Annotated in this window: 22 protein-coding genes; 9 read left to right on the forward strand and 13 right to left on the reverse strand. The window is 71.8% G+C overall.

From position 1 onward, the window contains the following. Window positions 1–160: 160 nt before the first annotated feature. Window positions 161–931, reverse strand: a complete 771-nt coding sequence (gene fabI / locus ACFY0O_RS06300) for an enoyl-ACP reductase FabI (RefSeq protein WP_388943494.1) — start codon at window positions 929–931, stop codon at window positions 161–163. Between the two features lie 5 nt (window positions 932–936). Further along, complete coding sequence (gene fabG / locus ACFY0O_RS06305) at window positions 937–1,656, reverse strand: 3-oxoacyl-[acyl-carrier-protein] reductase (protein ID WP_358893077.1); 720 nt, start codon at window positions 1,654–1,656, stop codon at window positions 937–939. Window positions 1,657–1,802: 146 nt separating this feature from the next. On the opposite strand from fabG, the gene ACFY0O_RS06310 reads away from it, so the two are divergent. From ACFY0O_RS06310 to tyrS, 3 genes are read left to right on the forward strand one after another with little or no spacing between them, the layout of a single operon-like run. Then, entirely contained in the window at window positions 1,803–3,365 is a 1,563-nt protein-coding gene (locus ACFY0O_RS06310; protein ID WP_388943497.1) for a TldD/PmbA family protein, read from the forward strand. Further along, entirely contained in the window at window positions 3,362–4,762 is a 1,401-nt protein-coding gene (locus ACFY0O_RS06315; RefSeq protein ID WP_388943500.1) for a metallopeptidase TldD-related protein, read from the forward strand. The genes ACFY0O_RS06310 and ACFY0O_RS06315 overlap by 4 nt, the downstream gene beginning before the upstream one ends. Window positions 4,763–4,814: 52 nt before the next feature. Continuing rightward, window positions 4,815–6,083, forward strand: a complete 1,269-nt coding sequence (tyrS, locus tag ACFY0O_RS06320) for a tyrosine--tRNA ligase (protein ID WP_388943503.1) — start codon at window positions 4,815–4,817, stop codon at window positions 6,081–6,083. A gap of 70 nt (window positions 6,084–6,153) precedes the next feature. Here tyrS and ACFY0O_RS06325 read toward each other — a convergent pair whose 3' ends face one another. After that, window positions 6,154–6,432 (reverse strand): GlsB/YeaQ/YmgE family stress response membrane protein, encoded by a 279-nt coding sequence (locus ACFY0O_RS06325; protein WP_358893080.1) that lies wholly within the window; start codon window positions 6,430–6,432, stop codon window positions 6,154–6,156. A 137-nt stretch (window positions 6,433–6,569) separates the two neighbouring features. Here ACFY0O_RS06325 and ACFY0O_RS06330 point away from each other — a divergent pair, with 137 nt between their 5' ends. Continuing rightward, window positions 6,570–6,902 (forward strand): DUF3099 domain-containing protein, encoded by a 333-nt coding sequence (locus ACFY0O_RS06330; RefSeq protein WP_358893081.1) that lies wholly within the window; start codon window positions 6,570–6,572, stop codon window positions 6,900–6,902. Window positions 6,903–7,040: 138 nt separating this feature from the next. After that, window positions 7,041–7,268: a hypothetical protein gene (locus tag ACFY0O_RS06335; RefSeq protein ID WP_388943507.1), complete on the forward strand. Its 228-nt coding sequence runs from the start codon at window positions 7,041–7,043 to the stop codon at window positions 7,266–7,268. 59 nt (window positions 7,269–7,327) lie between these two features. Here the strand turns inward: ACFY0O_RS06335 and moaA are convergent, their stop codons facing one another. The 3 genes from moaA to ACFY0O_RS06350 all read right to left on the reverse strand — a co-directional run bounded on the left by moaA (window position 7,328) and on the right by ACFY0O_RS06350 (window position 10,464). Next, window positions 7,328–8,317 (reverse strand): GTP 3',8-cyclase MoaA, encoded by a 990-nt coding sequence (moaA, locus tag ACFY0O_RS06340; RefSeq protein ID WP_388943509.1) that lies wholly within the window; start codon window positions 8,315–8,317, stop codon window positions 7,328–7,330. Window positions 8,318–8,482: 165 nt separating this feature from the next. Further along, complete coding sequence (locus ACFY0O_RS06345) at window positions 8,483–10,108, reverse strand: cation acetate symporter (protein WP_388943511.1); 1,626 nt, start codon at window positions 10,106–10,108, stop codon at window positions 8,483–8,485. Further along, window positions 10,105–10,464 carry a DUF485 domain-containing protein gene (locus tag ACFY0O_RS06350; protein WP_388943514.1) on the reverse strand — a complete coding sequence of 120 codons (360 nt, stop codon included), beginning with the start codon at window positions 10,462–10,464 and terminating at the stop codon, window positions 10,105–10,107. Before ACFY0O_RS06350 ends, ACFY0O_RS06345 begins: the two co-directional genes overlap by 4 nt. A gap of 269 nt (window positions 10,465–10,733) precedes the next feature. Here ACFY0O_RS06350 and ACFY0O_RS06355 point away from each other — a divergent pair, with 269 nt between their 5' ends. Then, window positions 10,734–12,281 (forward strand): S8 family serine peptidase, encoded by a 1,548-nt coding sequence (locus ACFY0O_RS06355; protein WP_388943517.1) that lies wholly within the window; start codon window positions 10,734–10,736, stop codon window positions 12,279–12,281. A 55-nt stretch (window positions 12,282–12,336) separates the two neighbouring features. Here the strand turns inward: ACFY0O_RS06355 and ACFY0O_RS06360 are convergent, their stop codons facing one another. Genes ACFY0O_RS06360 through ACFY0O_RS06370 form a run of 3 tightly spaced genes read right to left on the reverse strand, consistent with a single transcriptional unit; the run spans window position 12,337 to window position 14,982 of the window. Beyond that, window positions 12,337–13,380: a zinc-dependent alcohol dehydrogenase family protein gene (locus tag ACFY0O_RS06360; RefSeq protein ID WP_045946374.1), complete on the reverse strand. Its 1,044-nt coding sequence runs from the start codon at window positions 13,378–13,380 to the stop codon at window positions 12,337–12,339. 28 nt (window positions 13,381–13,408) lie between these two features. Then, window positions 13,409–14,104, reverse strand: a complete 696-nt coding sequence (locus ACFY0O_RS06365; RefSeq protein ID WP_388943520.1) for a lysoplasmalogenase — start codon at window positions 14,102–14,104, stop codon at window positions 13,409–13,411. Then, window positions 14,101–14,982 carry a sterol desaturase family protein gene (locus tag ACFY0O_RS06370; protein ID WP_388943522.1) on the reverse strand — a complete coding sequence of 294 codons (882 nt, stop codon included), beginning with the start codon at window positions 14,980–14,982 and terminating at the stop codon, window positions 14,101–14,103. The genes ACFY0O_RS06365 and ACFY0O_RS06370 overlap by 4 nt, the downstream gene beginning before the upstream one ends. A 92-nt stretch (window positions 14,983–15,074) precedes the next feature. On the opposite strand from ACFY0O_RS06370, the gene ACFY0O_RS06375 reads away from it, so the two are divergent. Continuing rightward, window positions 15,075–18,131 carry an NACHT domain-containing protein gene (locus ACFY0O_RS06375; RefSeq protein ID WP_388943525.1) on the forward strand — a complete coding sequence of 1,019 codons (3,057 nt, stop codon included), beginning with the start codon at window positions 15,075–15,077 and terminating at the stop codon, window positions 18,129–18,131. 24 nt (window positions 18,132–18,155) lie between these two features. Here the strand turns inward: ACFY0O_RS06375 and ACFY0O_RS06380 are convergent, their stop codons facing one another. Genes ACFY0O_RS06380 through ACFY0O_RS06395 form a run of 4 tightly spaced genes read right to left on the reverse strand, consistent with a single transcriptional unit; the run spans window position 18,156 to window position 22,356 of the window. Further along, window positions 18,156–19,376 (reverse strand): amidohydrolase family protein, encoded by a 1,221-nt coding sequence (locus ACFY0O_RS06380; RefSeq protein WP_388943527.1) that lies wholly within the window; start codon window positions 19,374–19,376, stop codon window positions 18,156–18,158. Continuing rightward, window positions 19,373–20,659 carry an amidohydrolase family protein gene (locus ACFY0O_RS06385; protein WP_388943529.1) on the reverse strand — a complete coding sequence of 429 codons (1,287 nt, stop codon included), beginning with the start codon at window positions 20,657–20,659 and terminating at the stop codon, window positions 19,373–19,375. Before ACFY0O_RS06385 ends, ACFY0O_RS06380 begins: the two co-directional genes overlap by 4 nt. A gap of 13 nt (window positions 20,660–20,672) precedes the next feature. Continuing rightward, entirely contained in the window at window positions 20,673–21,557 is an 885-nt protein-coding gene (locus ACFY0O_RS06390) for an SDR family NAD(P)-dependent oxidoreductase (protein ID WP_388943532.1), read from the reverse strand. 1 nt (window position 21,558) lies between these two features. Further along, window positions 21,559–22,356: an acetoacetate decarboxylase family protein gene (locus tag ACFY0O_RS06395; protein ID WP_358893092.1), complete on the reverse strand. Its 798-nt coding sequence runs from the start codon at window positions 22,354–22,356 to the stop codon at window positions 21,559–21,561. Window positions 22,357–22,505: 149 nt separating this feature from the next. Between ACFY0O_RS06395 and ACFY0O_RS06400 the strand changes: the two genes are divergently transcribed. Together ACFY0O_RS06400 and ACFY0O_RS06405 are read left to right on the forward strand one after the other, a co-directional pair. Further along, window positions 22,506–23,126, forward strand: coding sequence for a TetR/AcrR family transcriptional regulator (locus ACFY0O_RS06400; RefSeq protein WP_388943534.1), 621 nt, complete (start codon window positions 22,506–22,508; stop codon window positions 23,124–23,126). Between the two features lie 43 nt (window positions 23,127–23,169). Further along, window positions 23,170–24,147, forward strand: a complete 978-nt coding sequence (locus tag ACFY0O_RS06405) for a DEDDh family exonuclease (RefSeq protein WP_358893094.1) — start codon at window positions 23,170–23,172, stop codon at window positions 24,145–24,147. Window positions 24,148–24,215 lie beyond the last annotated feature (68 nt).

The following is a 24,215-nucleotide window of genomic DNA, read 5'->3' on the forward strand; positions in this document are numbered from 1 at the left end:
TGTCCTGTTTTCCGCCGGGGTATGTTGGGGGGGCGGCCCACCGGCCCTCCCGCCCGCCCCCCCCCCCCCGGGCCCCCCCGCCCGGGGGCGGGGGGGGCCCCCCCCCCGGGGGGGGGGGGCGCGCCCACCGCCGTACGGACGAGGGGTCCGACCGGGAGGGTCAGGCGCCCATCGCGTGCAGGCCGCCGTCCACGTGGACGATCTCGCCCGTGGTCTTCGGGAACCAGTCGGACAGCAGGGCCACGATGCCGCGGCCGGTGGGCTCGGGGTCGCTCATGTCCCACTCCAGCATGGAGCGGTGGTTCCAGGTGTCCGCCAGGTCGGAGAAGCCCGGGATGGACTTCGCGGCCATCGAGCCGAGCGGACCGGCCGAGACCAGGTTGCAGCGGATGTTCTCCTTGCCCAGGTCACGGGCGAGGTAGCGGCTGGTGGCCTCCAGAGCGGCCTTGGCCGGGCCCATCCAGTCGTACTGCGGCCAGGCGAACTGCGCGTCGAAGGTGAGGCCGACGATGGCCGCGCCCTCCGCCGGGAACAGCGGCTTGCAGGCCATGGTCAGCGACTTCAGCGAGAACGCCGAGACGTGCATCGCGGTGGCGACCGACTCGAACGGCGTGTTCAGGAAGTTGCCGCCCAGCGCGTCCTGCGGGGCGAAGCCGATGGAGTGGACGACGCCGTCGAGGCCGCCGAGCTCCTCGCGGACGAGGCCCTCCAGGCGGGCCAGGTGCTCGTCGTTGGTGACGTCGAGCTCGATCACCTTGACCGGCTTCGGGAGCTTCTTGGCGATGCGCTCGGTCAGCGACGGGCGCGGCCACGCGGTGAGGATGACCTCGGCGCCCTGCTCCTGGGCCAGCTTGGCGGCGTGGAAGGCGATGGAGGACTCCATCAGCACGCCGGTGATGAGGATCCGCTTGCCCTCGAGAATTCCGCTCATGGTGATCAGTGACCCATGCCCAATCCGCCGTCAACGGGAATGACGGCTCCGGTGATGTACGCGGCGTCGTCGGACGCCAGGAAGCTCACGGCGGCCGCGATCTCCTCGGGCTGCGCGTAGCGCGCCAGCGGGACCTGCGCCATGATGCCCGCGCGCTGCTCGTCGCTGAGCACCTTCGTCATGTCGGTGTCCACGAAGCCGGGGGCGACGACGTTGAAGGTGATGTTGCGGGAGCCCAGCTCACGGGCGAGCGAGCGGGCGAAGCCCACCAGCGCCGCCTTCGAGGCGGCGTAGTTGGCCTGGCCGGCCGCGCCCAGCAGGCCGACGACCGAGGAGATCAGGACCACACGGCCCTTCTTGGCGCGCAGCATGCCACGGTTGGCCCGCTTCACGACACGGAAGGTACCCGTGAGGTTGGTGTCGACGACGGAGGCGAAGTCCTCCTCGGACATCCGCATCAGCAGCGTGTCCTTGGTGATGCCGGCGTTGGCCACCAGCACTTCGACGTTGCCGTGCTTGGCCTCGATCTCCTTGTAGGCCTGCTCCACCTGCTCGGAGTCGGTGATGTCGCAGCGCACGGCCAGCACACCCAGCTCGGTGAGCTCCTGCGGCGGCTCTCCCGAGCGGTACGTGATCGCGACCTTGTCGCCGGCCTGGGCGAAGGCGCGGGCGATGGCGAGGCCGATGCCCCGGTTTCCTCCGGTGACGAGAACCGAGCGGCTCAACGGATCACCCTTTCGCTTAGCTGTCTGAGTAGCAAAAACCTATAGGTCGCGGTCGGCATCCGGAGAATCGGGCTCCGACAGGGCCTCGCGACGGGGGCTGTCGAATACCTACAGAAACCTGTGGTCACCTGGGGTCCGATCGCGACATGATCGAGCAGACCGTCCCCGACTCCGGGAGGACCCCCGTGGCCCATTCCATCGACGCGGCCTTCACCGCGCTGCCCTTGCGGGCGCTCGCCGACGCGGCGCTCGCGCGGGCGCGCGCGCTGGGCGCCGACCATGCCGACTTCCGTCTGGAGCGGATCCGCAGCGCCTCGTGGCGGCTGCGGGACGCCAAGCCCTCCGGCGGCTCCGACACCACCGACCTGGGCTACGCGGTCCGGGTGGTGCACGGCGGCAGCTGGGGGTTCGCGTCCGGCGTGGACCTGACCATGGACGGCGCGGCCAAGGTCGCGTCGCAGGCCGTGGCCATGGCGAAGCTGTCGGCGCAGGTCATCAAGGCGGCGGGCTCCGACGAGCGGGTCGAGCTCGCCGACGAGCCGGTGCACGCCGACAAGACGTGGATCTCGGCCTACGACGTGAACCCCTTCGACGTGCCGGACGCCGAGAAGTCGGCCCTGCTCGCCGAGTGGAGCGCGCGGCTGCTGGCGGCCGAGGGCGTCGCGCACGTGGACGCCTCGCTGCTGGCGGTCCACGAGAACAAGTTCTACGCCGACACCGCGGGCACCACGACCACCCAGCAGCGGGTCCGCGTCCACCCCCAGCTGACCGCGGTCGCCGTGAACGCCACCACCGGCGAGTTCGACTCCATGCGCACCATCGCCCCGCCCGCCGGGCGCGGCTGGGAGTACCTGACCGGCACCGGCTGGGACTGGGACGGCGAGCTGGAGCGGATCCCGGGCCTGCTCGCCGAGAAGATGCGGGCGCCGAGCGTGGAGGCGGGCCGCTACGACCTGGTCGTGGACCCGTCCAACCTGTGGCTGACCATCCACGAGTCCATCGGCCACGCCACCGAGCTCGACCGGGCGCTCGGCTACGAGGCGGCCTACGCGGGCACCTCGTTCGCCACCTTCGACCAGCTGGGTACGTTGAAGTACGGCTCCTCGATCATGAACGTGACCGGCGACCGCACCGCCGAGCACGGCCTGGCCACCATCGGCTACGACGACGAGGGCGTCGCGGCCCAGAGCTGGGACCTGGTCAAGGACGGCACCCTGACCGGCTACCAGACGGACCGGCGGATCGCGAAGCTGACCGGCCTCGGCCGCTCCAACGGCTGCGCCTACGCCGACTCCCCCGGGCACGTCCCGGTCCAGCGCATGGCGAACGTCTCGCTCCAGCCGGATCCGGGCGGGCTGTCCACCGAGGACCTGATCGGCGGGGTCGAGCGCGGGATCTACGTGGTCGGCGACCGCTCCTGGTCGATCGACATGCAGCGCTACAACTTCCAGTTCACCGGGCAGCGCTTCTTCCGGATCGAGAACGGCCGGCTGGCCGGGCAGCTGCGCGACGTCGCGTACCAGGCCACGACCACCGACTTCTGGGGCTCCATGGAGAAGGTCGGCGGCCCGCAGACCTACGTCCTGGGCGGCGCCTTCAACTGCGGCAAGGCGCAGCCGGGCCAGGTCGCGGCGGTCTCGCACGGCTGCCCGTCGGCCCTGTTCCGCGACGTCAACATCTTGAACACCACCCAGGAGGCCGGCCGATGAGCCGTACGAAGCCCCACGAGATCGTCGAGCGGGCCCTGGAGCTGTCCACCGCCGACGGCTGCGTCGTCATCGCCGACGAGGAGTCCAGCGCCAACCTGCGCTGGGCCGGGAACGCGCTGACCACCAACGGCGTCACCCGCGGCCGCAACCTCACCGTCATCGCCACGGTCGACGGCGGTCAGGGGACGGCCTCGGGGGTCGTCTCCCGCTCCGCCGTCACCGCCGCCGACCTGGAGCCGCTGGTCCGGGCCGCCGAGGCGGCCGCGCGGGCCGCGGGCCCGGCCGAGGACGCCCAGCCGCTGGTGACCGGCACCCCGGCCTCGCCCGACTTCACGGACGCCCCGGACGAGACCTCCTCGGCGGTCTTCGCCGACTTCGCCCCGGCCCTCGGCGAGGCCTTCGCCCGGGCCCGGGCGGGCGGCCGGGAGCTCTACGGCTTCGCCCACCACGAGCTGGTCTCCACGTACGTGGGCACCTCGACGGGCCTGCGGCTGCGCCACGACCAGCCGAACGGCACCCTGGAGCTCAACGCCAAGTCCACTGCGACTGCCGATGGCCGGTCCCGCTCCGCCTGGGCCGGGCGCGCCACCCGCGACTTCAAGGACGTCGACCCGACCGTCCTGGACGCCGAGCTCGCCGTCCGCCTCGGCTGGGCCGAGCGCAAGGTGGAGCTGCCGGCCGGGCGGTACGAGACGCTGCTGCCGCCGACGGCCGTGGCGGACCTGCTGATCTACCAGATGTGGTCGGCGGCGGCCCGGGACGCGGCGGAGGGCCGGACGGTCTTCTCCAAGCCCGGCGGCGGCACCCGGATCGGCGAGCGCCTCTCGCGGCTGCCGCTGACCCTGCGCAGCGACCCGAACGCGCCGGGCCTGGAGTCGGCGCCGTTCGTGATCGCGCACAGCTCGGGCGACGACGCCTCGGTCTTCGACAACGGCCTGCCGGTGCCGGCGACCGAGTGGATCAGCGGCGGCGAGCTGGCCCGGCTGACCACGACCCGGCACAGCGCCGGCCTGACGGGGCTGCCGCTGGCCCCGGCCTTCGGGAACCTGATCCTGGACGGGGGCGGGGAGAAGTCCCTGGAGGAGATGGTGGCGTCCACCGAGCGGGGGCTCCTGCTGACCTGCCTCTGGTACATCCGCGAGGTCGACCCGGCGACGCTGCTGCTGACGGGCCTGACCCGGGACGGGGTGTACCTGGTGGAGAACGGGCAGGTCACGGGCGAGGTGAACAACTTCCGGTTCAACGAGTCCCCGGTGGACCTGCTCTCGCGGGCGACGGAGGCGGGACGCACCGAGAAGACCCTGCCGCGCGAGTGGGGCGACTGGTTCACACGGGCCGCGATGCCCGCTGTCCGCATCCCGGACTTCAACATGAGTTCGGTCAGCAAGGGCGTCTGACGCACCTAGACTGAGCACGGCATTTCCACAAATCGTAAGGAGTCGAGAGACCGTGACGGACATCGTCGACGAACTGAAGTGGCGCGGGCTGTTCGCCCAGTCCACCGATGAAGAAGCGCTGCGCAAGGCCTTCGCGGACGGTCCCGTCACGTTCTATTGCGGCTTCGACCCGACGGCCGCCTCGCTGCACGTGGGACACCTGGTGCAGGTGCTTACCGTGCGCCGGCTCCAGCAGGCGGGTCACCGCCCGCTGGCGCTGGTCGGCGGGGCGACCGGGCAGATCGGCGACCCGCGGCCGACGGCCGAGCGGACGCTGAACGACCCGGAGACCGTCGCGAACTGGGTGACGCGCCTGCGCACCCAGATCGAACCGTTCCTGTCCTTCGAGGGCGAGAACGCGGCGGTCATGGTCAACAACCTGGACTGGACCGCGGGCATGTCCGCGATCGAGTTCCTGCGGGACATCGGCAAGCACTTCCGCGTCAACAAGATGCTGACGAAGGACTCGGTCGCCAAGCGGCTGGAGTCCGACCAGGGCATCAGCTACACCGAGTTCAGCTACCAGCTGCTCCAGGGCATGGACTTCCTGGAGCTGTACCGCCGCTACGGCTGTGTGCTCCAGCAGGGCGGCTCGGACCAGTGGGGCAACCTGACGGCCGGCCTGGACCTGATCCACCGCCTGGAGCCGCAGGCCCAGGTGCACGCGCTGGCGACCCCGCTGATGGTCAAGGCGGACGGCACCAAGTTCGGCAAGTCCGAGAGCGGAGCCGTGTGGCTCGACCCGGAGATGACCACGCCGTACGCGTTCTACCAGTTCTGGCTGAACGTGGACGACCGGGACATCTCCACCTACATGCGGATCCTGTCCTTCCGCTCCCGTGAGGAGCTGGAGGAGCTGGAGGCGCAGACCGCCGAGCGTCCGCAGGCGCGCGCCGCGCAGCGGGCCCTCGCGGAGGAGCTGACCACGCTGGTGCACGGCGCGGACCAGTGCGCGGCCGTGATCGCGGCGTCGAAGGCGCTGTTCGGCCAGGGTGAGCTGGCGGACCTGGACGAGGCCACGCTGGCCGCGGCCCTGTCCGAGCTGCCGCACGCGCGGGTGGCGGAGCTGGGCCTGGTGGTGGACCTGTTCGCGGAGACCGGCCTGGTCGCCAGCAAGTCCGCCGCCCGCCGGACCGTGAAGGAGGGCGGGGCCTACGTGAACAACGCGAAGGTCACCGCCGAGGACGCGGTCCCGGCGAAGGAGGACCTGCTGCACGGGCGCTGGCTGGTGCTGCGCCGGGGCAAGAAGAACCTGGCGGCGGTCGAGGTGACCGGCGCCTGACGGCACTGCGGCGAGGGGCCGGTGCGGACCGCGAGGTCCGCACCGGCCCCTTCGTCGTGTCCCGCCGGCGTTACGCCGTGCGGCGCCGGTCGCCCCGGACGGCCAGGTAGATCATGTCGCCCAGTCCGACGACGACCACGGCGCCGGCCAGCTGGAGCAGGTGGCGGATCCAGTCGATGCCCTTGGTGTCGTGGACACCGATCCAGGTCGCCACGGCGTTGCCCAGGATGCCGCCGAGGATGCCGAAGATGGTGGTCAGCCAGAGCGGCTGGTGCTGCTTGCCCGGCAGGATGGCCCGGGCGATGAGGCCCAGCACGAAACCGACGATGATCGCCCACAACCAAGACATGTCGAGCCTCCTCGCGGCGCGGTGTGCGCATGTGCGGCCAGTCTCGGCCCGCGGGGCGCACCCCGCATGTCGGGCGGCTCCATTCGGGCGGTACCCCCTCCTCCCCGCCGCCGAGGGGGCGGCGTACCGTGGGGGGCATGCAGCGGACGAAGCGGAACGGGGCCGAGGTCTTCCGGATCACCGGTGCCCGCATGGGACTCGCGGAGGACGTACGGGGGCGCCAGCGCCGGTACGTGATCTCGATGGGCATCAGGACCCTGTCGGTGATCGCCACGGTGGTCCTGTGGAACGTGGAGCGCCATGTGGCCGTCGTGACGCTCGCCGCGGGCCTCCTGCTCCCCTACATCGCGGTGGTCATCGCGAACGCCGGGCGCGAGTCGGCGCCCTCGCTGCCGTCGCACTTCGTACCCGCCCCCGTGCGCCCCGCACTGGAGCCGGGGAACCTCAGGAAAACCTCAGATCAATCATGAAGTTCCGGTGCACCCGACCCGGTCCTGCGTGACATACTGCCTACGCGCTCCGCATCCCCCGTCGGAGCGACGGACCGACGCCGGGCAGCTCCCCCCGTGGCTGCCCGGCGTCGCCCTTCCGTTTGTAGGGTTGGGGTCGTGACCTCTTCCGATATCCCCACCTGCTCCGCCAAGGGCTGCCGCGACGCGGCCGTATGGGTCCTGGCGTGGAACAACCCGAAACTGCACGCGCCGGAGCGGCGCAAGACCTGGCTGGCGTGCGAGGAGCACCGCGAGCACCTGTCGCAGTTCCTCGGCGTGCGCGGCTTCCTCAAGGACGTGGTGAAGCTGGAGGAGTGGGTGCAGCCGGAGGGTTCGGAGCGCTGACACGCCGAAACGGCCCTCCCGCACCGGGAGGGCCGTTTCGCGTAGGTGCCGGGGTGCGGTCAGCCGCCGATCGCGGACATCGGGCGGTCGGGCTGGAGGAAGGACGGGTCGTCCAGGCCGGAGCCGGCCTTCTTGCCCCACATCGCCACCTTCCACAGGCGGGCGATCTCCTCGTCCGGGGCTCCCGAGCGCAGCGCGGAGCGCAGGTCGGACTCCTCGGTGGCGAACAGGCAGGTGCGCACCTGGCCGTCGGCGGTGAGCCGGGTGCGGTCGCAGGCCCCGCAGAACGGGCGGGTGACGGAGGCGATGACCCCGACGGTGGCCGGGCCGCCGTCGACCACCCAGCGCTCGGCGGGGGCGGAGCCGCGCTCCTGGGCGCCCTCCTCGGTGAGGGTGAAGCGGGTGCGCAGGGACTGCAGGATGTCCCCGGCGGTGATCATGCCCTCGCGCTTCCAGCCGTGCTGGGCGTCGAGCGGCATCTGCTCGATGAAGCGGAGCTCGTACTCGTTCTCCACGGCCCAGGCGAGCAGGTCGGGGGCCTCGTCGTCGTTGAGGCCGGGCATCAGGACGGCGTTGACCTTGACCGGGGTGAGGCCGGCCGCGCGGGCGGCGGCCATGCCGTCGATCACGTCGTGGTGGCGGTCGCGGCGGGTGAGGGTCTTGAAGACGTCGGGGCGCAGGGTGTCGAGCGAAACGTTCACCCTGTCCAGGCCGGCGGCCTTGAGCGCCTGTGCGGTGCGCTTGAGGCCGATGCCGTTGGTGGTCAGCGACATCTTGGGGCGGGGCTCAAGGGCCGCGCACCGCTCGACGATGCCGACGAGGCCGGGCCGCAGCAGCGGCTCGCCGCCGGTGAAGCGGACCTCGGTGATGCCCAGGTGCGTGACGGCGATGCGGATCAGCCGGACGATCTCGTCGTCGCTGAGCAGATCGGACTTCCCCAGCCACTGCAGGCCCTCTTCGGGCATGCAGTAGGTACAGCGCAGGTTGCACCGGTCGGTGAGCGAGACGCGCAGGTCAGTGGCCACGCGGCCGTACGTGTCGAGAAGCACTGTGGGCCCCCTCCCCTGTCCGGATCTAGAGGTTCTATGGAATCGAGCGTACGCGACCCGTGTGTCCCGGAGGGGTGCCCGAATGAACGAGACGTAACGCGGCCGCATCGTACGGAAGTACGATGCGGCCACGCACGGTGTTCGTACGGTTTCGGGGAGCCCCTGTCAGTGGGCTCCGGTGCCGGTGAGGGAGCGAACTTCCAGCTCGGCGAACTTCTGGGGGTCGGCCTTCTCCTTGGACAGGAGCGTGCCGAGCCAGCCCAGCAGGAAGCCCAGCGGGATGGAGATGATGCCGGGGTTCTCCAGCGGGAACCAGTAGAAGTCGGCGTCCTTGAACATCGAGGTGGGCTTCCCGGAGACCACCGGCGAGAAGAGGACCAGGCCGACCGCCGAGACCAGGCCTCCGTAGATGGACCACAGGGCGCCCTGGGTGGTGAAGCGCTTCCAGAAAAGGCTGTAGAGGATCGTCGGGAGGTTGGCGGAGGCGGCGACCGCGAAGGCGAGGGCGACCAGGCCGGCCACGTTCATGTCGCGGGCCAGCGCGCCGAGGAAGATCGCGACGGCGCCGATGACCACGGTGGACCAGCGGGCGGCGCGCACCTCCTCCTTCTCGGTGGCCCGTCCCTTGCGGATGACGTTGACGTAGATGTCGTGCGCGAAGGACGAGGAGGAGGCCAGGGTGAGGCCCGCGACCACGGCGAGGATGGTGGCGAAGGCCACCGCGGAGATCACCGCGAGGAGGATCGCCCCGCCGGTGGAGTCGGGGCCGCCGCCGACGGCCTGGGCGAGCAGCGGGGCCGCGGTGTTGCCGGCCTTGTTGGACTTGATGATCGCGTCGCGGTCGAGGAGGGCCGCGGCACCGAAGCCGAGGGCGATGGTCATCAGGTAGAAGGCGCCGATGATGCCGATGGCCCAGTTCACGGACTTGCGGGCGGCCTTGGCCGTGGGGACGGTGTAGAAGCGGATCAGGATGTGCGGCAGTCCGGCGGTGCCGAGGACGAGGGCGAGGCCGAGGGAGAGGAAGTCCAGCTTGGTCAGCGAGTCCTTGCCGTACTTCAGGCCCGGCTCCAGGAACTTCGCCCCCTTGCCGCTGTGCTCGGCGGCCTGGCCGAGCAGCGCCGAGACGTTGAAGTTGAACTTCAGCAGCACCAGGAAGGTGATCAGCAGGGTGCCCGCGATCAGCAGCACCGCCTTGACCATCTGGACCCAGGTGGTGCCCTTCATCCCGCCGATGGTCACGTAGACGATCATCAGTAGGCCGACCAGTGCGACCACGGCGATCTTGCCGCCGTCGGCGGTGATGCCCAGCAGCAGCGAGACGAGCACGCCGGCCCCGGCCATCTGGGCGAGCAGGTAGAAGATCGAGACCACGATGGTGGAGGTGCCGGCGGCGGTGCGGACGGGCCGCTGGCGCATCCGGTAGGCGAGCACGTCGCCCATCGTGTAGCGGCCGGAGTTGCGCAGCGGTTCGGCGACCAGCAGCAGGGCCACCAGCCAGGCCACGAGGAAGCCGATGGAGTAGAGGAAGCCGTCGTAGCCGAAGAGGGCGATGGCTCCGGCGATGCCGAGGAAGGACGCGGCGGACATGTAGTCGCCGGAGATGGCGAGGCCGTTCTGGAAGCCGGTGAACTGGCGTCCGCCGGCGTAGAAGTCGGCGGCGTCCTTGGTCTGGCGTCCGGCCCAGACCGTGATGATGAGGGTGGCGACGACGAACAGACCGAAGAGGGTGATGATCAGCGGGCGGTGCTCGGTGGCGCCGGCGGCGGTCGTCAGGTGCGGGATGGCGCTCACGCTCCTCCCTCCAGCCGGTTCTTGATGGCCCGTGCCTTGGGGTCGAGCTTGGCGTTGGCGTGCCGCGAGTAGAGCCAGGCGATCAGGAAGGTCGTCGCGAACTGGGCGAGTCCGAGCACCAGGGCGACGTTGACGTTGCCGAAGAGCTTGGTCCCCATGAAGCCGCCCGCGTAGTTGGACAGCAGGACGTAGAGCAGGTACCAGGCGATGAAGGCCACGGTGAGCGGAAAGGCGAAGGAACGGTAGGAGCTGCGCAGTTCGGCGAACTCGGGGCTCTGCTGGACGCGCACGAACTCTTCGGGCGACACCGGGGCCGGTCCCGCGCCGCCCGGCGGCGGCGCTGCTTGCGTGGTCACGGGGGGTTCTCCTTGTGACGCGGGTGCGGTGGGGACGGACAAAACAACCTCCGTGCGGGGGGCGTGGTGCTGAGCCCCCCGGTGAACGGCACGTGCGGCGCGCCGGGTCGGTTCAACACCCTCTGCTTCTTCGGCGGTTCTGCGTTTTGAACGGCTGATTCCTCGAACTGATGGCGCAAAGGCGAACGGCGGCGCTAGGTTCGCCTGTCATGAACGCGTCCGGCGCGACCGCGTGCGGACTGCTCATTCACGGATGATGTGGAGAACCCATGGCTCATCTGGGATCCGGCCGCCGGCGGGCCCTCGCCGTTTCGGTCGGTCTGGCGCTCACGGCCTCACTCGCCTTCCTGCCCTCGGTGGCTGCCTCGGCCGCGCCGCTGGGCGACACGGCGGGTCCGGCGCCGGCCGCCCGGGCCGCCGCCACCGGCCCCGCGCTCTCGTACGTGGCGAACCTGACCGCGTACGGCACGGCCCGGCAGGCCGCGAAGGCCGTCGAGCAGGCCGGCGGGACGGTGGTGACGTCCTATGAGCAGATCGGCGTCGTCGTCGCACATTCCCAGAACCCGGACTTCGCCAAGCAGCTGCGGGCCCAGCGGAACCTGTTCGTGTCCGTGGGAGCCACCCGTACGGCCCCTCTCCAGACGGTGCAGACCACCGAGGAGGGCACCACCCAGCGGCTGGGCGAGGCGGACGCCGCACGGGCCGCCGCGGCGGCGGAACCGGGGCAGGAGCCCCTCGAAGCCGACCAGTGGGACCTGCGGGCGATCAAGGCCGACCAGGCCCAGAAGGTGAACGCGGGCAGCCGGGACGTCACCGTGGGCGTCATCGACACGGGCGTGGACGACACCCACCCCGACCTCGCCCCGAACTTCTCCAGGGAGCAGTCCGCCAACTGCGTCGGCGGCGTCGCGGACACCACCGACGGGGCCTGGCGCCCGTACGCGAACGGCAGCGACCACGGCACGCACGTGGCGGGCACCATCGCGGCCGCGCGCAACGGGATCGGCGTCAGCGGCGTCGCGCCGGGCGTCAAGGTCGCCGCGATCAAGGTGAGCGAGCCCGGAACCAGCCTCTTCTACACCGAGGCGGTCGTCTGCGGCTTCATGTTCGCCGCCGAGAAGGGGATCGAGGTGACCAACAACAGCTACTACGTCGACCCCTGGTACTTCAACTGCAAGACGGACGACGACCAGAAGGCCCTCGTGGAGGCCCTCACCCGGGCGAGCAGGTACGCCGAGCGCAAGGGCGTGCTGAACGTGGCCGCGGCCGGCAACGAGAACTGGGACCTGGCCGCCGACTCGATCACCGACGAGACCAGCCCCGACGACGCCACCCCGGTACCGCGCACCATAGACCCGAAGGTCTGCCTGGACCTGCCCACGCAGCTGCCGGGCGTGGTCACGGTCAGCGCGACCGGCGACAAGGGGCTGCGCTCGTACTACTCAAGCTACGGCCTCGGCGTCGTCGACGTGGCCGCCCCCGGCGGCGACAAGTGGCAGATCCCGGCCACCCCCGACGCCAACGGCCGGGTGCTGTCCACCCTCCCGGGCGGCGGCTACGGCTACAAGCAGGGCACCTCGATGGCCACCCCGCACGTGGCGGGCGTCGCCGCCCTGCTCAAGAGCGCGCACCCGGGGGCCACGCCCTCCCAGCTCCAGACGATGCTCAAGGCGCAGGCGACGAAGACCGCCTGCCCCGACAAGATCTACGACTCCACCGGCAACCTGGTCGACGCGACCACCTGCCGGGCCAAGTGGGGCCAGACCGGCTACTACGGCGCGGGCGTGGTCGACGCCCTCAAGGCCGTGAAGCACTGACGGGAAGGGGCCGGGCGGGGGTCGCCCGCCCGGTCTCTCCCCCGCGTCCGCCGGGTCAGGGCTTGATCAGGACCTTGAGGGCGCTGCGGTCGTCCATCGCGCGGTAGCCGTCCGGGACCTCGTCCAGGGAGACGGCGCGGTCGAAGACGGGCGCCGGGTCGATCGCACCGCTGAGCACGTCCTCCAGCAGTTCCGGGATGTACGCGCGGACCGGGGCGACGCCGCCGCGCAGGCTGATGTTGCGGTCGAACATGACCCCGAGGTCGAGGCCGGTGCCGCTGCCGTGCGGGACGCCGACGTAGCCGATGGCGCCGCCGTCGCGGGTGATGTTCACGGCGGTGCGCATGGACTGCTCGGTGCCCACGGCCTCGATGACGGCGTGCGCGCCCTGGCCGCCGGTCAGCTCGCGCACGGCCGCCTCGGCGGCCTCGCCGCGCTCGGCGACCACGTCGGTGGCCCCGAACAGCTTCGCGATGTCGGTGCGGGCGCTGTGCCGGCCCAGGGCGATGATCCGCTCGGCGCCGAGGCGCTTGGCCGCGAGGACCCCGCACAGGCCGACCGCGCCGTCACCGACGACGGCGACGGTGGAGCCGGCGCGGACGCCGGCGCCCAGGGCGGCGTGGTGGCCGGTGCCCATGACGTCGGAGAGGGCCAGCAGGCCGGTCAGCAGGTGGTCGTCGGAGGCGGCCGCGGCGGGCAGCTTCACCAGGGTGCCGTCGGCGTGCGGGACCCGCACGGCCTCGCCCTGGCCGCCGTCGAAACCGACCGAGCCCCAGAATCCGCCGTGCACGCAGGAGGTGTACAGGCCCTCGGAGCAGTAGTCGCAGGTGCCGTCGGACCACATGAAGGGGGCCACGACCAGGTCGCCGGCCTTCAGGCCGGAGACGGCGGAGCCGGTCTCCTCGACGACGCCGAGGAACTCGTGGCCGATGCGCTGGCCGGGCTGGCGCTGGGCCTCGCCGCGGTAGGCCCACAGGTCGCTGCCGCAGATGCAGGCACGCAGGACGCGGACGACGGCGTCCTCGGGGCGCTGGATCGCAGCGTCGGGCACCTCCTCCACGCGGATGTCGTGCGGGGCGTGGATGACGGTGGCGCGCATGGTGGTGCAGCCCTCCGGTTGAGATCGTTCAGTCTTGTATGACTTCCCTACCGTACGCCTGCTCCCGGCGGACCGCTCCCACGGCCAGCAGGTACTGGGCCGCCAGGTAGGTGGCCATGATCCAGAAGTCGGGGCGCGGGAGCTGCGGCCACTCGGCCACCCCGGTGGCGATGAGGGTGTCGGAGAGCAGGAACAGCGCCCCGCCCACCCCGGCGACCCGGCCCAGCGCGCTGGAGCGGTAGGCCATGGAGGCCAGCAGCAGGCTGTACCCGGCGACGGGGATCCGCAGCCCGGCGGGCAGGTCGGGCCACAGCAGCGCGACGGTCCCGACGAGCGCCACGGCGTACGCGCCCCCGAGCACGGGGCTGGTCCGCCCCCGCCCGAACCTGTGTTTGTTGAAAAGCATGAGGTAACACACGTGCCCGGCGGCGAAGGAGCCCATGCCGACGAGGAAGGCGGGCTCCGCGTCGAAGAGCAGGGCGAGGTCCCCGCCCCAGCCGAACAGCAGCGCGGCGACCAGCAGCCGGGGGGCGCGCAGGGTGAGCACGTATCCGACGAGCAGCGGCATCAGCAGCGGCTTGGCGACCACGTGTCCCGGGTGCCAGCCGGCCAGCAGCGAGACGAGGTCGACGGCCGAGGCCGCGGCGAAGCCGCCGAGCAGGATCCGCCCGGCGGCGCCGGCGCTCCGCGGCACGGGCCGCGCAAGGGGCCGGACGGCGCTCACGCGGCGGGCTCCGGTGCCTTCTCGGCCCGCGCGACCGCGGCCGGGGCCGGGGCGGGCTGCCAGCCGGGCCCGCGGAACACCCGCCCGGCGCGTTCGCGCCAGCTGCGGGCGGCGCGGACGTCGCGGGCGATGGCGGCGTACTCGTGGGTGGCGACGCGCAGGGGGTTGTGGGTGCCGATGTTCTTGGTGAGCCCGTAGACGGGCCGCTCGGTCTCCCCCACCCAGGACCCGAACATCCGGTCCCAGACGATCAGGATGCCGCCGAAGTTCCGGTCCAGGTAACCGCCCTGGGAGGCGTGGTGGACGCGGTGGTGGGAGGGGGTGTTGAAGACGTACTCGTAGGGGCGCGGGAGCTTGCCGATGCGCTCGGTGTGCACCCAGAACTGGTAGAGCAGGTTGATGCCGTAGCAGAACGGGATCGCGGCGGGGTGCGCCCCGAGGGCGACCATCGGCAGGTAGAACCACCAGGTGGTCGCGCTGGTCCAGGGCTGGCGCAGGGCGGTGGTGAGGTTGAACCGCTTGCTGCTGTGGTGGACCACGTGGCAGGCCCACAGGATGCGGATGACGTGGTGGAGCCGGTGCTGCCAGTAGTAGAGGAAGTCCTGGACGAGGAGCATCAGCAGGGCGGTCCACCACAGGAACGGCACCCGCAGCGGGGTCAGTTCGTAGACGGCGGTGAAGACCGCGACGACCGGGAGCTTCCAGAGCAGGTCGAAGCCGATGCTGCCGATGCCCATGGTGACGCTGGTGACCGCGTCCTTGGCGTCGTAGCCGGCGGCGTCCTCGTCGGGATGGAGCCGGTAGCTGACCACCTCGATGACGGTGAGCAGCACGAAGGCGGGTATGGACCACAGCACGACATCGGGCAGATTTGGCATGGGCGCACCTTAGGGCGGGTTCCGGGGTGCCGCTAGGGGTTGTTACCGATCAGTATCCGACGGGGTTACCCGGGGTACAAGGGGGAGGGCGCATGGCAGGGGTGGAAACCGCCGCTTTGAGGGCAGCGAGCACGGCGGCGGGGTGGCTGTGGAGGTCCCGGCTGGGGCAGGTACCGGGCGCGGGGCTCGCGGACCGCCCGGTACGACCGGCCGCGCGCTGGCGGCGGCCGGAGGAACTGGGGGCGCCGGAGGCGCGGAGGCTGGCCGAGGGGCTGGCGGAGCGGCTGGGCGGGGCCGTGTCCCGGCTACCGGAACACGAACGGCTCGCGGCGCTCGACGCGGTGGCCGACGCGTTCGCGGGCGGGGCGCTCGGCGCTGAGGCCCTGTTCGCGGGGGACCTGGACCCGGCCCGGCTGGCGGCGGAGCTGCCGGTGCCGGCCGGGGCGGGGCTGAGCCCGGCGGCCGAGGCGCTGGCCCGGGATCTGATCCGGCAGGCCTGCGCGCACGCGGTGGAGTACCTGACGACGCTGCCGTCCTTCGGGGCCCGGGCCGACGTGGAGCTCGTACGCCGCACCGGCGCGTTGCAGCGGTCAGTGGACCGGCTGGCGGACCGCGCGGACGGGGCGGCGTACGCTTTCGAGGAACGGTACGCGCGCTGGGTGGCCGAAACCCACGGGCGGCTCCAGCTCTTCGGCCTGACCACCGGCCGCGCCCGGGAGGAATGGCCGCTGGACCTGGCGTACATCAGCCTCGCGGTCAGCGGCGAACAGCATCCGCCCATGCCGGGCGAGCCCGGCGTGCACCGTACGTCGATCCGGGCGGAACAGGCGCTCGGCGAGGCGGACCGGGTCCTGCTGCGCGGCCCGGCGGGCTCCGGCAAGAGCACGCTCCTCCAGTGGCTCGCCGTCGACGCGGCCCGGCACGGCACCGACGTGCCGTTCGTTCTGCGGCTGCGCTCGTTCACGAACGCCGATGTCCTGCCGATGCCGGAGGAGTTCCTCAAGGCCTCAGGCGTACCGCTGTCGGCACCGACCGGCTGGGTCGAGGACCTGATGCTGAACGGGCGGGCGCTGGTCCTGGTGGACGGGGTCGACGAGGTGCCGCAGCGGCTGCGCGGCCGCACCGAGACCTGGCTGCGCGGGCTGGTCGCCGCCTTCCCGCATGCCCGTTACGTGGTCACCACCCGCCCCTCGGCGGTCCCGGAGGACTGGCTCGCCCGGCAGGGGTTCGTGGCGCACTCTCTGCTGCCGATGGAACGGGAGGACGTCGGGGCGTTCGTCGGGCACTGGCACCGGGCCGCCGCCGTGGAGTTCCCGGGCGAGGACCTCGGCGTGTACGAGTCCTCGCTGCGGGAGGCGGTCTCCGCCCGCCGGGACCTGGGCCGGCTCGCGACGAACCCGCTGATGTGCGCGCTGCTGTGCGCTCTGAACCGGGACAGGCGGATGCAGCTGCCGCGTGCGCGGAAGGAGCTGTACGACGCGGCGTTGGAGATGCTGCTGGTCCGGCGGGACGCGGAGCGGGAGATCGATCGGGTCGAGGGGGTCTACCTCACTCGGGACGAACAGATCGTGCTCCTCCAGCGGTTCGCGTACTGGCTGATCCGCAACGGGCAGGTGGAGGCGGGACGGGAGGAGGCCGTCGAGCTGGTGGCGGAGTGGCTGGAGGTCATGCCGCAGGTCCGCGAGCAGGGCGACGCGAACCAGGTGTTCACCCACCTCCTCATCCGCAGCGGGCTGCTGCGGGAGCCGATGGCGGGCTCGGTGGACTTCGTGCACCGCACCTTCCAGGACTACCTGGGCGCGAAAGCGGCGGTGGAGTCGAGGGACTTCGGCGTTCTCGTACGCAACGCCCAGGACGACACCTGGGACGACGTGGTCCGCATGGCGGTGGGCCACGCCCGCCCGGACGAGCGGAGCCGCCTCCTGCGGGGGCTGCTGAAGCGCGCGGACAAGGTCAAGGGAGCCCGCAACCGCCTGACCCTGCTGGCGGCCGCCTGCCTGGAACACGCTCCGGAACTGGAGCCGGCCCTGCGGCGCGAGATTCAGTCCCGCACCACCGAACTCCTCCCGCCGCGCACGCCGCAGCAGGCGGAGGAGCTGGCGAAGGCCGGGGAGCTGGTACTGGAGCTGCTGCCAGGGCCGGACGGGGACCTGGGCGAGCGGGAGGCCGCCGCCACAGTCCGCACGGCGGCCATGGTGGGCGGGGAGCGGGCCCTGTCCGTAATCCGCCGGTTCCGGGAGGACGTGCGGCCCAGGGTCGTCACGGAACTGGACGACGCCTGGGGGAAGTTCGAGGCGGCCGATTACGCCGACGCCGTTCTCTCCGGTGCTTCTTTGGGCAACGGGGTCCTGACGCTGCGGACCCCGCAGCAGCTGGACTGCCTGGCGGCGCTCCCACACGTCAACCGTCTGCGGCTGTTCGACCTCGCGTACGTTCCGCCCGAGGTCTCCTCGCGTCGCGGTCTGCGGGAGCTGTACGTGGTCGACGCCCCAGAGCTGACCGACCTGAGCCCCCTGGCGGGCCTCAGGGAGCTGGAGTGGGTCGGTCTGACCGGCTGCACGGCGCTCTCGGACCTGGGCCCCCTGGCGGAGCTCCCTTTGAGGAACCTGTTCACGTTCGGCAGCCCCCGCGTAGGTCTGGGGGTCCTGGAGAAGCTGACCGAGTTGCTCCACCTCGGCCTGGCCACCGCGGACGGCCACCGGGCGGTGGGCGAACTTCCGGGACGGCAGCAACTCACCAGCCTGTGGCTGTACGAGGGGACGGAGGACCTGTCCCTGGACGGCCTGGAGCGCTGGCCCGACCTCTCGTACCTGAGCCTCACGGGGAGCCGTCAGACCGATGAGCTGTGCGCGATGGCCCACCCCCCGGACCTCGCCACACTCCAGCTCATCCACCACCACGCCCTGGCCCCCCAGGACCTGCTGCGGTTCCCCCGGCTGGACACCCTCTTCTTCTCCGACTGCCGCTTCAGCGCGGGACTCGCCGCCCTGAAAGAGCTGAAGGACCTGGCCACCCTCTCGTTGAGCGCCTGCGGCACCGTGGACCTCACCCCCCTTGCCGGCCTGCCGCAGCTGACCGTCGAGGTGTACCGGGACATGGACGTACGCGGCGCCGAACTGTTCCCGCCGGAGCGGCTCCTGTTCCTGTAGGAACCGCCCCGGCGGGAGCCACCGTCACCAGACCCGGACCGACCCCCCTCGGGCGAACGCCGGGCTGGTGGCGTCGGGGGGGACGGACGTCAGGGGTTCGGCGATCTCCGAGACCAGGGGGCCGTGCTTCGCGGCCACCGCGTCCAGCAGGGTCAGGTCGAAGCCGTACACCCGGGCCGCGTTGCCGCCGACCATCGCCGCGACCTCCTCCCTCGGCAGGCCCGCGTACGCGATGCGCAGGCCCTCGCGGGAGTAGGGGGTGGTGCCCTCGTCGTGGGGGTAGTCGCTGCCCCACATGATCTTGTCGAGGCCGATCCGTTCCCGCAGCGGGACCTCGTGGGGGCGCATGAAGCTCGCTCCGACGAAGCAGTTGTCCCGCCAGACCTCGCTCGGGCCCTTGCCCATGGCTTCGGCGAGGCCCGCCCCGAATTTGGACTCCGCCGTGGACGAGGCCGCGACCAGGCGGCCGTGGTAGTAGTCCAGCATCTGGAGCACCCCCGGGATCCAGCCCGAGCCCTGTTCCGTGAGGACCAGCTTCAGGTCCGGGTGGCGGCGGAAGGCGCCGCCGAAGATCAGGTGCCACAGGGCGCGGTGCGAGAACCAGGTGGTCTCGACCATGAAGACCGCGCGGGCGGCCGGTTCGTCGCCCAGCGGCGGGGACGCCGAGCCGCCGTGGTGGTTGACCGGGACGTCCAGTTCCGCGCAGACCGCCCAGAGGGGGTCGTACGCGTCCGAGTACAGCTCCGGCACCGTCGAGCCGGGCGGGACGCCGGGCAGCAGGATGCCGCCCGTCAGCCCGGCCTCCCGGGTGCGGCGGATCTCCTTCACCGCCGCGTCCACGTCGTTGAGGAGGATCTGCGCCACCCCCGCCCGCCGGCCCGGCGCGTCCGCGCAGAAGTCGGCCAGCCAGCGGTTGTGCGCCTGCAGGCCCGCCCAGCGCAGCTCGTACTCCGCCGCCGACGGCGGCTGCGCCATCAGGGAGGCCTTCGGGAAGAACGGGGGGATGGTGTTCGGGAAGACGACCTCCGCGACGATGCCGTCGGCCTCCAGCTCCGCCAGCCGGCGCGCCGAGTTCCAGTTGCGGTCGGCGGTGTCGGCGAGGAGGTCCTCGTACGGGTTGACGTAGGTGGCGGCCCAGGCGTCGAACGCCTCGTGGTGGCGCTTGGCCAGGTACGGCCTGTAGTCCAACAGGTCGGCGCCCGCGTGGCAGTCCGCCGAGACGACGGTGTAGCGGTCCTCCGTCATGACGAGACCCCCAGCACGGGGAAGTCCCCGCCGGTCAGCCAGTGCCGGCCGGTCTCGCGGGAACGCGCCCAGGAGGCCTCCACCGCCGTCTGGTCCGCGCTCTGGCCCAGCTCGGCCGGCGTGGGGCCGATGCGGCGGGCGAGCGGGGCGAGCGCGGCCGTGTCGAAGCCGAAGACCTCGGCCGCCGCCAGGCCCAGCATGCGCCGGGTCTCGGCGACCGGGATGTCGTGGAAGGTCCTGGCCAGCCAGTTGCGGGTGTCGGGCCAGGTGCCCTCGGGGTGCGGGAAGTCCGAGCCCCACAGGATGTTGTCCACGCCGATCTCGTAGCGCTGGGCCAGTTCGCGCCGCTTGGTGTTGGTGGCGCAGACGAACACCTGGCGGTCCAGGTACTCGCTGGGCGGGCGCTTCAGCTCGGCGAAGGGCGAGAGCTTCTTGCCGCCGTGCGCGCCGAGGTAGAGCCGGTCCATGAACCACAGCTGGTTCGGCAGCCACCAGCAGCCCGACTCGGCGACGCCGAACTTCAGGCCCGGGTGGCGTTCGAAGACCCCGGACCACAGCAGGAACCACAGCGGCCGGGCCGGCCACCAGGTGACCTCGGAGACGTAGATGCCCAGGTGGTCGCCGTACTCGTGGCGCGGGGCGGCGCCCGAGTGGGTGACGACGGGCATCCCGGTCTCGGCGGCGGCCGCCCACACGGGGTCGTAGCGGCGGTCGTGGTAGGGGGCCTTGTCCACCCACATGGAGGGGATCATCAGGGCGCCGAGCCCGGACTCCTTGGCCCGGTGGATCTCGGCGACGACCTTGTCCGGTTCGGCCGTGACGGGCAGCAGGGCGACGCCGCAGTGCCGTTCGGGGTTGCGGGAGACGAACTCGGCGAGCCAGCGGTTGTGCGCCTGGGCGCCGGCCATGCCGAGTTCGGGGTCCTGGTCGCCGGAGAGCCCCAGGCCCACGCCGAAGGGGGCGGCGGTCTGGCTGTCCACGGCGTCGGCGTCGGGGAAGACGACCTCGGCGGCGACCCCGTCGCCGTCGAGCTCCTTGAGCCGCTGGGCGGAGTCCCAGCCGCCCTTGAGGCCCTCCTCGTGGTCGTGGAACCACTTCTCGGCGAAGGCCTCGTTGCGGATGCCCAGCCGGGTGGCCTCCTCACGGCGGGCGTCGCGCTGGCCGAGGAACTCGTCGAAGGCGCGGTGGAAGCGGGAGTCCAGGTAGGGGCGGTACTGCTCGGTGGGCAGTCCGGCGTGGCAGTCGGAGGAGATGATCAGGTACGGGTCTTCGTACGCGCTCACGGTGTGTCTCTCCTCAGTCGAGGATGAAGCTTTCCAGGTAGGCGGGGTTGGCGCGGTCGAGCATCGACTGCGAACGGGCGCGGATCTGGCGGTCGCTGTGCTCGCTGTCCGGGAGCATCCAGAAGCGGTCGGCGCGGATGCCGTCGACGACGTGCTCGGCGACCTCCTCGACGGGGGTGAAGCGCACCTCGTGCCCGGCCGCCCGCATCGCGGACTCGTACTGGTCGAGGGTGCGGTACGGGGACTTGCGCGGCCGCTCCTTCGCGTAGCGCTCGGGGCGGTTGCGGTGCGACTCCCACAGGCCGGTGCGCAGCATGTGTGGTCCGGGGAAGAGGACGGAGGCGCCGACGGCGGCGCGCTCCGCCTTGAGGTGGGCGTAGAGGGACTCGGTCATGGTGACCACGGCCGCCTTGGTGACGGCGTACACGGAGGCGGTGGGCAGCGGGGCGATGCCGCCGTCGGCGGAGGAGGTGTTGACCACGTGTCCGGGGGCGCCGCCGGCGATCATGCGGGGGACGAAGGCCTGGATACCGTGGAAGACGCCCCAGACGTTGACGGAGAAGGCCCATTTCCAGTCGTTCGGCTCGTGCTCCCACATGCGGCCCTCGGCGCCCGAGCCGACGCCGGCGTTGTTGCAGAGCACGTGGACCGCGCCGAAGGTGTCGTAGGCGGCGTCGGCGAGGGAGACGACGGAGTCGCGGTCGCTGACGTCGACGGTGCGGGCGAGCACCTCGGCGCCCTCCGCCCTCAGCTCGTCGGCGGCCTTGCGCAGGGCGCCCTCCTCGACGTCGGCGAGGACCACCTTGAGGCCTTCGGCGGCGAAGCGACGGGCCATGGCCAGGCCGATGCCGCTCGCGGCGCCGGTGACGACGGCCACCTGTCCGGGTTCGAGCCGCATGTCACGCACTCCCCTCGGGCGGGCCGTCGAATGCCTGTTGCGGGTCGTCGTAGCGCTGGTGGAGGTACGGGAGCAGGGCCTGGGCGCTGACCCGTTCGACGGCGCGGCCCTGCTGGTCGGTGGTCTTCTCGCCGATGGTGAGCTCCACGAGACGGCGTACGGGGAGGTCGGCGACGGGGTCGAACATCGACTCGCGCAGGATCACGTCACCGGTGAGGTGCTCCAGCTTGCGGACTTTCTCGTTGCGGGTGCAGTGCACGAGGACGGGGTCGTCCTCGAAGCCGGAGCCGTCGACCGCCGGCAGGAACTTGAAGTAGAAGTCGGTCTTCTTCGCCGGTGCGGGCACCGGCAGCGCGCGGTCCACCGCCCCGCGCACCTCCACGAAGGCGATGCCGTGCCGGGCGAGGGAGGCGCGGACGACCAGCCCCTCGCGCTCCACGGTGACCTCTCCCAGCTTCTTGGGCTCGCCGAAGACCTCGCGGCCGCCGGTGAGGGCGCGCTCGTGGGTCATCGGCATGACCAGCGGGTACCAGCCCTCGACGCCGCCGTGCCGGGCGGCGACGGCCACCGAGCCGGCGCCGAGCGGGTAGCCGGGCAGGTCGACCTTGCTGATGTTGGCCCGGACGAGGGGCCGTTCGGCGGGCTTGAGCGGCGGCGGCAGGACCGCCGCCACCACGTCCGGGTCGGTCTCCCAGACGGCCACCACTCCGGTGGACCAGATGTCGGGGAGGTTCGAGCTCTTCTCGCGCGACGCGGTGATCTCCGCTTCGGTGCGCGCTCCGTACCGTACGCGTGCCATGTTCCGCACCACCCTTCTGGGGGTCCCCCCGGACGGAGTCCGCGGGGGGGGTCTGTAACACAGTTACACCGCCGCCGATGAAGGGTAAAGAGGGCCGCATACAGTAAAACTGACGATGCGTCGGCCCAGCCGACCCGGGGAGGACGCCGATGGCGAGGAGCCCGCTCACCCGCGAGGCGGTACTGGAGGCCGCCGCCGCGCTGGTCAGGCAGCACGGCCCGGACGCCCTCACCATGCGCAAGCTGGCCGCCGAACTCGGGACGGCGGTCACCTCGATCTACTGGCACGTGGGCAACCGCGAGCAGCTCCTCGACGCCCTCGTCGAACGGACCGTCCGGGACATGGGCGCCATCCGCCCCGCCGGCCGCACCCCCGCCGAGCGCATCGTCTCCGTCGCCCGCAGCATGCGCCGGGAGCTGCGCGAGCGCCCGCACCTGATCGCGATGGTCCACGAACGGGGTCTGACCGACCGGATGTTCCTGCCCGCCCAGCGGGCCCTGGTCGCCGAAGTACGAGCTGCGGGGCTGAGCGGGGCCCGCGCCGCCGACGCCGTGCGCGCCGTCCAGTTCCAGGTGGTGGGCTTCGTCCTGGTCGAGCGCAACCGCGAGCGCTCCCCCGTCCAGTCCCCCGGTGAGGCCGAACTGTGGGACCCGGCCGACGCCCCCGACGACCCGGCCCTGGCCCGCGCCCTGACCCGCCCGGTGGACCCGGAACGACTCTTCGTCCTGTCGGTGCGGACCCTGACGGAAGCCCTGCTCGCGGCCGGATGACCCGACGGCGGATCGGAACTGTCGGTGAGGGCCCGTATCCTCTATGACCATGCTCGACGACCGTACGACCGCAGACACGACGTGGCCGACCGCGTACCCCCAGGGGTACGCGGTCGTCGACGTGGAGACGACCGGGCTCGCTCGCGACGACCGGATAGTCTCCGCGGCCGTCTACCGGCTCGACGCACGCGGCAACGTCGAGGACCACTGGTACAGCCTGGTCAACCCGCGCCGGGACCCGGGCCCGGTCTGGATCCACGGGCTGACGAGCGAGATGCTCGCGGACGCGCCCCTCTTCGAGGACATCGCCGGGGAGTTCGCCGAGCGGCTCGCGGACCGGGTCCTCGTCGCGCACAACGCCATCTTCGACTGGCAGATGATCGCCCGGGAGTACGCGCGGGCCGCGTCGGCCGCGCCGGTCCGCCAGCGCCTGTGCACCATCGCCCTGTCGAAGGAGCTCGACCTCCCGCTGCCCAACCACAAGCTGGAGTCCCTCGCCGCGCACTACGGGGTGGTCCAGCAGCGCGCCCACCACGCCCTCGACGACGCCCGCGTCCTGGCGGAGGCCTTCCGCCCGTCGCTGCACGCGGCCGCGCGCGACGGGGTACGCCTCCCCCTGCTGGAGTGCCGCCCGCTGACGGAGTGGTCGGACTCCCCCGCCACCCCCCGGGTCGGCTACCAGGCCTCGTACGGGGGCAGCTGGCGGGCCTCGCGGAAGCTGGCGCCCTCCCCCTACCCCAACCCGGGGCGGTTCGAGGACGGCAAGCCGCTCAAGCAGGGCATGCGGGTCGCCTTCTCCGGGGACACCTCGGTGGACCGGGAGCTGCTGGAGGACCGGGCGGTGGAGGCCGGGCTGCATGTCGCGACGAGCGTGTCCCGGCTCACCAGCCTCCTCGTCACCAACGACCCCGACTCGGCTACCTCCAAGACGGTCAAGGCCAAAGCCTTCGGCACCCCGGTGGTGGACGAGGCGGCCTTCACCCAGCTGCTGCGGGACGTGGCACCGGCCGAGGAGAAGTAGCAGCGGGCGTTGCTCCGGGCGGGTGCAGGAGCGGCGACTCACCCCGGCGGATCTTGTTCCGGCACTCC

Origin of the sequence: Streptomyces sp. NPDC001594, from assembly GCF_042893675.1 — a bacterium.
Lineage (GTDB): Bacteria > Actinomycetota > Actinomycetes > Streptomycetales > Streptomycetaceae > Streptomyces.

Excerpts from the sequence above, each read along its gene's own strand:
- fabI (WP_388943494.1), bottom strand. The coding sequence starts at position 931 with ATGAGCGGAATTCTCGAGGGCAAGCGGATCCTCATCACCGGCGTGCTG.
- ACFY0O_RS06310 (WP_388943497.1), top strand. The coding sequence starts at position 1,803 with ATGATCGAGCAGACCGTCCCCGACTCCGGGAGGACCCCCGTGGCCCAT.
- ACFY0O_RS06315 (WP_388943500.1), top strand. The coding sequence starts at position 3,362 with ATGAGCCGTACGAAGCCCCACGAGATCGTCGAGCGGGCCCTGGAGCTG.
- ACFY0O_RS06325 (WP_358893080.1), bottom strand. The coding sequence starts at position 6,432 with ATGTCTTGGTTGTGGGCGATCATCGTCGGTTTCGTGCTGGGCCTCATC.
- ACFY0O_RS06330 (WP_358893081.1), top strand. The coding sequence starts at position 6,570 with ATGCAGCGGACGAAGCGGAACGGGGCCGAGGTCTTCCGGATCACCGGT.
- ACFY0O_RS06355 (WP_388943517.1), top strand. The coding sequence starts at position 10,734 with ATGGCTCATCTGGGATCCGGCCGCCGGCGGGCCCTCGCCGTTTCGGTC.
- ACFY0O_RS06360 (WP_045946374.1), bottom strand. The coding sequence starts at position 13,380 with ATGCGCGCCACCGTCATCCACGCCCCGCACGACATCCGCGTGGAGGAG.
- ACFY0O_RS06370 (WP_388943522.1), bottom strand. The coding sequence starts at position 14,982 with ATGCCAAATCTGCCCGATGTCGTGCTGTGGTCCATACCCGCCTTCGTG.
- ACFY0O_RS06375 (WP_388943525.1), top strand. The coding sequence starts at position 15,075 with ATGGCAGGGGTGGAAACCGCCGCTTTGAGGGCAGCGAGCACGGCGGCG.
- ACFY0O_RS06380 (WP_388943527.1), bottom strand. The coding sequence starts at position 19,376 with ATGACGGAGGACCGCTACACCGTCGTCTCGGCGGACTGCCACGCGGGC.
- ACFY0O_RS06390 (WP_388943532.1), bottom strand. The coding sequence starts at position 21,557 with ATGCGGCTCGAACCCGGACAGGTGGCCGTCGTCACCGGCGCCGCGAGC.
- ACFY0O_RS06395 (WP_358893092.1), bottom strand. The coding sequence starts at position 22,356 with ATGGCACGCGTACGGTACGGAGCGCGCACCGAAGCGGAGATCACCGCG.
- ACFY0O_RS06400 (WP_388943534.1), top strand. The coding sequence starts at position 22,506 with ATGGCGAGGAGCCCGCTCACCCGCGAGGCGGTACTGGAGGCCGCCGCC.
- ACFY0O_RS06405 (WP_358893094.1), top strand. The coding sequence starts at position 23,170 with ATGACCATGCTCGACGACCGTACGACCGCAGACACGACGTGGCCGACC.